Source organism: Sphingomonas sp. CCH5-D11 (genome assembly GCF_001557395.1).
Lineage (GTDB): Bacteria > Pseudomonadota > Alphaproteobacteria > Sphingomonadales > Sphingomonadaceae > Sphingomonas.
Genome location: NZ_LSKH01000324.1, coordinates 1 through 9,419, shown reverse-complemented (window position 1 = coordinate 9,419; position 9,419 = coordinate 1). Strand labels below are relative to the sequence as shown.

10 protein-coding genes are annotated in these 9,419 nt (G+C 66.4%); 8 read left to right on the top strand and 2 right to left on the bottom strand.

Features of this window, described 5'->3' with window-relative positions:
- The coding region (locus AX702_RS20180) for a DUF934 domain-containing protein (RefSeq protein WP_066782177.1) at positions 1-326 on the top strand (326 nt) is incomplete at its 5' end.
- Positions 319-1,077, top strand: coding sequence for a phosphoadenylyl-sulfate reductase (locus AX702_RS20175; RefSeq protein WP_066782176.1), 759 nt, complete (start codon positions 319-321; stop codon positions 1,075-1,077). The genes AX702_RS20180 and AX702_RS20175, both read left to right, overlap by 8 nt.
- A gap of 412 nt (positions 1,078-1,489) precedes the next feature.
- Here AX702_RS20175 and AX702_RS20170 read toward each other — a convergent pair whose 3' ends face one another.
- Complete coding sequence (locus AX702_RS20170; protein WP_066782175.1) at positions 1,490-2,980, bottom strand: replicative DNA helicase; 1,491 nt, start codon at positions 2,978-2,980, stop codon at positions 1,490-1,492.
- A gap of 99 nt (positions 2,981-3,079) precedes the next feature.
- Here AX702_RS20170 and AX702_RS20165 point away from each other — a divergent pair, with 99 nt between their 5' ends.
- From AX702_RS20165 to AX702_RS20155, 3 genes are read left to right on the top strand one after another with little or no spacing between them, the layout of a single operon-like run.
- Entirely contained in the window at positions 3,080-3,562 is a 483-nt protein-coding gene (locus tag AX702_RS20165; RefSeq protein ID WP_066782174.1) for a UPF0262 family protein, read from the top strand.
- A 15-nt stretch (positions 3,563-3,577) separates the two neighbouring features.
- Positions 3,578-4,243, top strand: coding sequence for a GH25 family lysozyme (locus AX702_RS20160; protein WP_197420703.1), 666 nt, complete (start codon positions 3,578-3,580; stop codon positions 4,241-4,243).
- Positions 4,240-4,698 (top strand): cytidine deaminase, encoded by a 459-nt coding sequence (locus AX702_RS20155; protein WP_066782172.1) that lies wholly within the window; start codon positions 4,240-4,242, stop codon positions 4,696-4,698. The genes AX702_RS20160 and AX702_RS20155 overlap by 4 nt, the downstream gene beginning before the upstream one ends.
- 55 nt (positions 4,699-4,753) lie before the next feature.
- On the opposite strand, the gene AX702_RS20150 is transcribed toward AX702_RS20155, so the two are convergent.
- On the bottom strand, positions 4,754-5,533 hold the full coding sequence (locus AX702_RS20150) for an SDR family oxidoreductase (protein WP_066782171.1): 780 nt from the start codon (positions 5,531-5,533) through the stop codon (positions 4,754-4,756).
- 129 nt (positions 5,534-5,662) lie between these two features.
- Here AX702_RS20150 and AX702_RS20145 point away from each other — a divergent pair, with 129 nt between their 5' ends.
- The 3 genes from AX702_RS20145 to AX702_RS20135 all read left to right on the top strand — a co-directional run bounded on the left by AX702_RS20145 (position 5,663) and on the right by AX702_RS20135 (position 9,321).
- Complete coding sequence (locus tag AX702_RS20145; protein WP_066782170.1) at positions 5,663-6,409, top strand: helix-turn-helix transcriptional regulator; 747 nt, start codon at positions 5,663-5,665, stop codon at positions 6,407-6,409.
- Positions 6,410-6,457: 48 nt separating this feature from the next.
- A complete protein-coding gene (locus tag AX702_RS20140; protein WP_331710431.1) occupies positions 6,458-7,642 on the top strand; it encodes an acyl-CoA dehydrogenase family protein in 1,185 nt (394 codons plus the stop codon).
- 131 nt (positions 7,643-7,773) lie between these two features.
- Entirely contained in the window at positions 7,774-9,321 is a 1,548-nt protein-coding gene (locus tag AX702_RS20135; protein ID WP_066782169.1) for a porin, read from the top strand.
- Positions 9,322-9,419 lie beyond the last annotated feature (98 nt).

The window sequence follows — 9,419 nt, the reverse complement described above, 5'->3', positions numbered from 1 at the left end:
TGGAGGCGGGGGACGATGCGCGTGCGCTGTTGCCGCAGATCGGGCAGCTCGCGCTGGTGGAAGTGAGCTTCCCCACCTATCGCGACGGGCGGGGCTATTCCGCGGCCCGGATCCTGCGCGAAGCGGGCTATACCGGCGAGCTGCGGGCGGCGGGCGACGTGCTGGTTGATCAGATCCCGCACATGCGCCGCTGCGGCTTCGACAGCTTCGCCCCCGAGGCGCCGGTTGATGCCGAGACGCTGCAGCGCAGCCTTGATCGCTATGCCAATCCCTATCAGCGCGCCGCCGACACCGCGACACCCATATGGAAGTTACGTCATGGCTAATGCCGCTCGCCGCCTCGACACGATCGACGTTGCCCCCGCCTTCACCAGCGTGGATGCAGCGGCGATGGAGGCGCGCTTTGCGGGCGTTTCTACCCAGGACATGCTGGCCGAGCTGCTGACTGGCGAGCTCAAGGGCCGCATCGCCGCGGTTTCCTCGTTCGGCACGGAATCGGCCGTGCTGCTGCACATGATCGCGCAGGTCGACAAGGATGTCCCCGTCGTCTTCACCAACACGCAGAAGATGTTCGGGGAAACGCTTGAATATCGGGATGAATTGTCCGAGCGGCTTGGGCTGACCGACCTGCGGGTATTCCGGCCGGACCCGCGGATCCTGGCCGCCAAGGACGCGACCGGGCTGCGCTGGTCCTATGACCCGGACGGCTGCTGTGAGATCCGCAAGGTGGAGCCGCTGCGCCGTGCCCTGTTACCGTTCGATGCGTGGATTTCCGGCCGCAAGGGCTTCCAGTCCTCAACCCGCGCCGCGCTGCCGCGGTTCGAGATCGACGATGGTCGGCTGAAGCTGAACCCGCTCGCCGACTGGGACAAGGAGCGGCTGGAGACCTATTTCGCGCAGTATGAGCTGCCGCGCCATCCGCTGGAGGCGGACGGTTATCCGTCGATCGGGTGCAAGCCGTGCACGTCCAAGGTGCTGCCGGGCGAAGACCCGCGCGCCGGGCGCTGGCGCGGGTGGGAAAAGGTGGAATGCGGGATCCACGTGCCGGAGAAGCCGGGCGAAGAACCGGTATTCTGAGGCTTCGTCTGGGTTGGCGCGGTGACGCTGACCAAGGCCTACCGTATCCTCTGGGGTTTGGTCCAACCAGATTGATCCGCCTCCCCGGCGATGGCCGGGGCGCAACTGCGCGACAAGGCTGGCAGGCACACCGAAGTCTGCCAACGCTGTCCCACCTGGACCCCGGCCTTCGCCGGGGAGGTGCTTTCAACGCCAGGTCATGCCGGGCTTGTCCTGGCACCCAGGATGCCTCGCCACTCCAAGCTTTAGAGTTCGCGGAACGCTGGACCCCGGCACAAGGCCGGGGTGACGGATCTGGCAAAGCCCCCTGCTACCATTAGCGACCTTGCTGGCGGCGGCACGGACCCGGATCAGGTCCGGGATGACGTTCGGATGAGGCGATGTCCTGCCGTCGATTGAGCAGGACGCGCCCTCAATAGCCCGCGTAGTCGCTGAAGCGCGTCACGGCGGGATCGAACTTCATCGTCACCTTGCCAGTCGCGCCGTGGCGCTGCTTGGCGATGATCAGCTCGGCCAGGCCGAACACGCGCTCCATGTCGCTGGCCCATTGTGCGTGATCCTCGAAGATCTTGGCCGCATCGCCCTCCGTCGGTCGCTTGGGCTCCTTGGCGGCGACGTAATAATCCTCGCGGAACACGAACCAGACCATGTCGGCGTCCTGCTCGATCGAGCCGGATTCACGAAGGTCAGACAGCTGCGGGCGCTTGTCCTCGCGCTGCTCCACCGCACGGCTGAGCTGGGAGAGCGCAAGCACGGGGACGTGCAGATCCTTCGCCAGTGTCTTCAGACCGCGGCTGATCTCCGAGATTTCCTGCACGCGATTGCCGTCGCTCGACTTGCCACTGCCGCTGAGGAGCTGAAGGTAATCAACGATAACCAGGCCAATTTCATTATTGTGTCGACGTTGCAGCCGGCGCACGCGGGTGTGCAGCGCGCTGATCGAAAGGCCGCCGGTGTCGTCGATGAAAAGCGGCAGGCTTTCGAGATCCGCCGCCGCCGCCGCAAGCTGGTGAAACTCGGCCCGGCTGATGTCGCCGCGGCGCAGCTTTTCCGACGTGATGCGTGACTGCTCCGCCAGGATACGCGTGGCCAGCTGATCGGCGGACATTTCGAGACTGAAGAAGGCGACCTTTGCGCCGATCGACTCGCTGGGCGCGATGCCCGCCTTCATGTCCATCATCCAGCGCTGCGCGGCGTTGAAGGCGATGTTGGTGGCGAGCGAGGTCTTGCCCATGCCGGGACGGCCGGCGAGGATCATCAAGTCGGAGCGGTGCATGCCGCCGATCCGGGCGTTCACCGTATCGAACCCGGTGGTGATGCCCGAAACCTTGCCGCCGGAATTGAGCGCCGTCTCCGCCATCTTCAGCGCAACCTTGGTCGCCTGCGCGAAGCTCTTGATGGCATTCTCGGTCGTGCCGTCAGCGGCGACCTTGAACAATTCTTCCTCGGCAAGCTCGATCTGGGCGCGCGGATTCACCTCCTCCGACGTGTCCATCGCGCGATCGACCAAAGTGCGCCCGACGGTGACGAGCGAGCGGAGCATGGCGAGATCATAGATCTGCTGCGCGAATTGCCGTGCGCCGATCAGCCCCGCGCCCGAGCCCGTCAGCTGGGCAAGATAGGCCGGGCCGCCAAGCTCGCGCATCCCCTCGTCCGCCTCGAACATCGGGCGCAGCGTGACCGGCGTGGCAAGCATGTCATTGGTGCGCAGCGTCTTGATCGCGGCGAAGATGCGGCCGTGCACCGGTTCAAAAAAATGCGCCGGGTCGAGCCGGTCGACGACATCGTCGGCCAGCCGGTTGTCGATCATCATCGCGCCGAGCAGCGCGGCCTCGGCCTCGACATTGCGCGGCAGCTGAAGGGGTTCGGCCGGGGCCGGATGGGGGAAAGCCAGAGTCGCCATGATCCGCCCGCTTCTACCCCCGCTCATCCAAAACGGGAACCGGCGGGGCTGTGGATAACGAGAATTGTCGCGACGGCGTTTGGCCTCTATCGCGGGCCAATGCCCGATCCGCGGATCATCGACATCGAATTGGACGAGCGCACTATTTTGTGGCGCTCTGCCGATATCGAGCAGGAGCGCCGGATCGCGATCTTCGACCTGATCGAGGGCAATCACTTCGCCCCGCAGAAGCAACATCCCGACGGCTATGCCGGGCCGTACCGGCTGGCGCTGTCCGTTGAAGAGGGGCGGCTGGTCATGCAGATCAAGCGCGAGGACGGCACCCTTCTGGAGGCGCATATTCTTGGCATGGGCCGGTTTCGCCGGCCGATCCGCGATTATTTCGCCATCTGCGACAGCTATTATCAGGCGATCCGGCAGGCGACGCCGCAGCAGATCGAGACGATCGACATGGCCCGGCGCGGCGTTCACAACGAAGCGGCCGAGCTGCTGATGGAGCGGCTGCAAGGCAAGATCGATCTCGACTTCGACACGGCGCGGCGGCTCTTCACGCTGATTTGCGTCCTTCATATCAAGGGTTGAACTGACGTGTTTCGGGTGAGGCGTTTCCTCCTGATCTTTGCCGTGCTTGCCGTGGTGGGCGCGTTCGCCTGGCGCGAAGCGGTGCGCTGGCGTCCGGCGAGCGAGAAGTTCGCCGTGCAGGGCGTGGACGTTGGCGAAGCGAATGGCGCAGTCGAATGGAAGGTGGTGGCCGGCGGCGGGGCCGACTTTGCCTATGCCATCGCGACCTATGGCGCACAGCGCCGTGATGCGCGGTTCGAGGAAAACTGGCAGAACATGGCGGGGGCCGGGCTGCGGCGCGGTGCGGTGCATATATGGTCACTGTGCGAGCCGGGCATCGACCAGGCCAACGCCTTCAACACCATGGTGCCGCGCGATGACGCTGCCCTGCCCGCGGCAATCGACTTCCACTATGCCGAAGGCTGCACCAACCGGCCCGAGCGGCAGGTGCTGATCGAAGAGGTGAAGCGTGCCGCCGACCTGATCGAAGCGCATACCGGCAAGCCGGTGCTGCTGCGGGTATCGCGCGATTTCGAGAAGGATTACGAGTTGGCCGATGCCCTGCCCCGCCCGATCTGGGCCATGGGCAACTTCTTCATGCCCGATTATGCCGCGCGGCCGTGGCGCATGTGGCGGGCGAGCGACGTGCGGCGGATCGACGGGATCATGGGGCCGGTGAACTGGAATGTAGCAGCATCATGAGCGACGAAGCCAAGCATCTGATCGCGCTGGCGCGGGTGGCGGCGGGCAACGCCCATGCGCCTTATTCCGGCTTCGGCGTAGGAGCCGCGGTGCTGCTGACCGATGGATCGGTGGTGCAGGGCGCGAATTTCGAGAATGCGAGCTACGGTCTGTCGCTCTGCGCCGAGACGGTGGCGCTGGCGACGGCGAACGCGCAGGGCCGGCTGGCCGACGTTGTTGCGATCGGCGTGGTCGGCGGCTTGATCCGCGACGGCGCGATCGCCGGCGAGGACGTGGTGCGCCCCTGCGGCCGGTGCCGCCAGGTGATCAACGAAGCAGCGCAGATCGGCGGCCGCGACATCCGCGTTCATTGCGCGGGTGCGCAAGGTGACGCCGTGACGAGCTACCTCCTGTCCCAGCTTCTGCCCGACGCCTTCGGGCCGGCCGACCTGGGAATCGGGGCCAAGCGCGGCTGACCACATGCGCCGGGTGCGAAGAGGCGAACCGCCCCTTCGCACCGATCGAGGCCGATCAGCCGAGCGCGTTGGCGCTGGCATCCCCCAAATCGTTGCCGCCATCCACGTTCAGGATCGTGCCGGTGACATATTTGGCGGCCGGGCTGGACAGCCACAGCGCGGCTTCGGAGACATCCGCCTTGGTGCCATAGTCGCGGAGCGCCAGGCGCCCCTTGATCTGAGCCTCACGCGCCGGATCGCCGCCCAGCCGCTTCATGCCCTCCGTGTCGCCGATCGGACCGGGCGAGATGGCGTTGACGCGAATGCCGGCGGGGCCCCATTCGAGCGCCAGGCACTTGGTGACCATGTTCACGCCCGCCTTGGCAGCGCAGGCATGGATCTGGAACGCCGACGGATGCACCGCCTGGCCCGCAGTGATCGCGATCAGCGAGGCGCCCGGCTTGGTGAGGTGATCGTAGCTGGCGCGGAAGACGTTGAACGTCCCGAGCAGGTCGATGTCGACCACCGTCTTGAACGCATTGGCCGACAGCTTCACCGCCGGCGCCAGAAAGTTGCCGGCGGCGCCCGATACCAGCACATCGACCGAGCCGAACTTGGCGGTCGCCTGGGCATAGGCCGCCTCCAGTCCTTCATAGTCGCGCACGTCACAGGAAATGCCGATCGCCTCGGCGCCGGTTTCGCGGATCCCGGCCGCGGCAGCCTCGATCTTGTCGGCGCTGCGGCTCAACACCGTGACCTTCGCGCCGGCGCGCGCGAAGCCATGGGCGATTTCCAGATTGATGCCGCTCGACGCACCGGCGACGAACACATGCTTCCCTGCGAACTCTTCGCTCATCCCTCTCCCTTTCACACCATAACTATAGTTACGGTGCGTGGATGACGCGAACTCGCCGCCATGGCAAGGGGCGGCCTTGTCGGGGGGGCAGCCGAAGGCTAGCGATCCCGCAGGGGAGCGGGAGCGCCAATGCATTCTATCAAGCCGACAGCCCTGTCATGGGACGATGTCGACGCCCTGGCCGATGAAGTGGTTGCAGCCGGCCAGCGCGCCGGCCTGCCCTTCGTGGCGGCGCAAAGCGACCTCGGCGACGCGGCGCCGATGGCGGACCGCAATGGTCAGGCCTATGCCGCGCGCATGCCGTGGCAGCCTTCCAGCGCATGCTATTGGCAGAACCGCAGCCTGGCGCTGCGATCCACCTTTCTTCATGCCGCGCGCATCTTTGCCGAACCGATCTGGTATCAGGACGGCCGGCTTGGATCGTGGCGGGCGACCAGCGCGCTCGAGGCGATCGACTGCTCCCATGTGAAGCAGGAGTTCGGATTCAGCGCGGCCCTGATCGCGCCGGTGCACCTGGCGGGCGGCCAGGTGGGCACGGTGCTGTGGGTGGCGGTGGAGCCGATCGACATGGCGGCGGTGTTCGCGCGCGATGCCGAGCGGATGTTCGCCCTCGCCTTTCGCTTCCTTGCCGCCCATACCGAGCTGACCACCCGCCGCGCCCGCACGCCGCCGGGTCAGCTCTCCGCGCGCGAGGCTCAATGCGTGCGCTGGGCGGCGGCCGGAAAGACCAATGCGGAGATTGGCACGATCCTGTCGCTGTCGGTGTCAACGGTTCGCTTCCATCTGCGCAACGCGGCGGAAAAGCTCGGCGCGACGACGCGGGCGCGAATGATCCAGATTGCGACCGGGCACGGCTTCCTGGGCCCGCACGCCTGAAGCGCAGCGCTTCAGGCGGGCCCCCCGCCGACCTGACAGGAGCGTCAGGTGCGCCCGCCAGCGCGGCGGCGCACGGTGATCGGCATGGAGAGCCTGAATAGCGCAGAAGCGCACGCCTTTCGTGAGGAGGTGCGCCAGTTCCTGTCGGAAAAGCTGACGCCGGAATTGCGGCGCGGCGCACGGCGGGGAACCAGCGTGTTCCTGCATCCCGATGTTGCCGACACTTGGCAGCGCATCCTTCACCAGCAGGGCTGGGCCGCACCGGACTGGCCGGTCGAATATGGCGGCACCGGATGGAATGAGATCCAGCGCTATATCTGGGCGGAGGAATATGCCCGTGCCCATGCGCCGGGCCTGTCGCCCATGGGGCTGAAGATGGTCGCGCCCGTCATCATGCATTATGGCTCGCCCGAGCAGAAGGCGACGCTGCTGCCGCGCATCCTTTCCGGCGAGGATCGCTGGTGCCAGGGCTATTCGGAACCGGGCTCCGGATCCGACCTCGCCTCGCTGAAGCTGCGCGCGGTGCGCGACGGCGATCATTACGTGCTGAACGGCTCCAAGATCTGGACCACCCACGCGCATTTCGCCAACCGCATGTTCTGCCTGGTGCGGACCAGTACGGAAGGCCGGCCGCAGACGGGGATCACCTTCCTGCTGCTCGAAATGAACACGCCGGGCATCACCGTCTCCCCAATCCATACCCTGGCCGGCGAGCATGAGTTCAACCAGGTGTTCTTCGACGACGTGCGCGTGCCGGTGAGCGGGCGGCTGGGTGAGGAGAATGACGGCTGGACGGTGGCCAAGCACCTGCTCACCTTTGAGCGGTCCGGCCGCTATGCGCCGGGGCTTGCCGCCTTTCTCGACATGGTGCGTGAGGCGGCGCAGGCGACCGGATGGCTGGAGCATGAGGGCAATCGCGAGCGGCTGGCGCGCGAGGCCATTGCCGTGGACGCGCTGCGGGCGATCGAACTGGCCGGCCTGGAAGGCGGTGGGCCGACGGATGCGGTGCGCCCGTCCATGCTGAAGGTGCTGGGCACCGAAACGTCGCAGCGGATCGACCTGCTGGCGCTGGAAATCGCCGCCGGTTGGCACGGCCCGGTCGAGGATGCGCCGGACGCGATCGCCATTGCCATGCCCAAATATCTGAACAACCGCGCCGCCAGCATCTATGCCGGATCGAACGAGATCCAGCGCGACCTGATCGCGCGCGTCGTGGTGGATCAGGCAGTCTAGCGCGCTACCCCGCAATTCCGGCCATGGCCTGCCCGATGCCCGATTGCCTGCCATGGCGATCGGCCATAGGGCTGCGCGTTTAGCCCGAAGGAGCGCGTACGGACTTTCGGGAGGGTATCGAGGAACGGACGATGAGGCATCACCTGCGGATCGCGGGGCTGATGCTCGGAACGGCGATGCTGCCGCTTCCGGCACAGGCACAGACGGTGCAGGAATTGCAGCGGCAGATCGATGAACTGAAGGCGCAGCTTCAGGAACTGATCGCCCTTCAACGCGCCAGGGCCGCCAGCGCCCCGGCGGCCGAGACAGAAACGGCACCGACCCGCTCGGCGGCGGCTCCGGTCGTCAGCGCGCCGACGCAGGCGCGAGCCGTGGCGGAGAGCACGCCGGCGGCGGCCGGACAGGCCGGAACCACCGCGTCGGCACAGCAATCCGCGCAGGTCAGCGCGTCGCCGGAGCCTCTCACCCCGACCGCCCCGCCCGCTTCGGCGCCCGTCGCGCTGGCCGATGCGACGGCCGCGGACACGCGCGCCTGGTATCAGCGCATCAGCCTGCGCGGATATACGCAGCTGCGCCTTAACGAAATCATCGCCGGGGATGCGACCGCGCCGGAAGGCCAATCACGCCTGCGCAGCCCCCACGACAGCGGCATCACCGACCAGGGTGGTTTCACCTTCCGCCGCATCCGGCTGGTCCTGTCGGGCGATATTTCCGACGATGTTTCCTTCTACTTCCAGCCGGATTTCGCCAATTCGGTCAGCAACCAATCCAATGACGAGAGCCGCGAAGGCTTCGTTCAGCTGCGCGACGCTTATGTGGATTGGTTTCCGGGCGGCGATCACCGGTTCCGCCTGCGCTTCGGCCAGTCCAAGGTGCCGTTCGGCTGGGAAAATCTGCAATCATCGTCCAGTCGACTGACGCTGGACCGGTCCGACGGGATCAACAGCGCCATTCCGTCCGAACGCGACATCGGCGTCGTCGGCTATTTCACGCCGCCTGCCGTTCAGCGGGTCTGGGATCGGCTGGAGGAGGATGGGCAGAAGCTGTTCGGCAATTATGGCGCGTTCGGTGTCGCCGTCTACAATGGCCAGGGCATCAATCGCCGCGAGCGCAACAACGGCCTGATGACGGTGGCGATGGCGACCTGGCCATTCGCGCTGGACGGCCTTGGCGGGGCCTTCACGGGGCAGGTTCTGGAAATTGGCGGCGCGGCGATGCGTAATCGCGTGCAGCCGGAGGTGCGGACCGGCGGGGTGAGCGACACGAGCTTCAAGGACGAGCGCGTGGGCATTCACGCCATCCTTTATCCCCAGCCGTTCGGCTTTCAGGCGGAATGGAATTGGGGCCGCGGGCCCGAGTTCGACCCGATTACCGGAACGATCGAGACCCGCGATCTGAACGGCGGCTATGTGCAGGGCATGGCGCGGGTGCGAAACAGCGTGCTGGGCCCGTTCATGCCTTATGTCCGCTGGCAACGTTACCGCGGCGGGTGGAAAGCGAGCACCAATGCGCCGCGCCTGGAAACGAACGAGCTGGAGTTGGGCATCGAGTTCCAGCCGATCGAGCCGCTGGAGCTGACCATCGCTTATGCCGACATGACGCGGCGGGAGCCGGACGAGCGGCGCATCGGGCGTGCGGAAGGGCAGCTCATCCGGACACAATTACAGTGGAATTATTGAAGCTGGGCTAGCCGGAGATCCGCCAAGGCGGCGTCAGGCAGCGTAGCGGCGGAGATGCGCCCTTGCCGTTCCATCCCCCTGCGCGAGCAGGCGGGCGC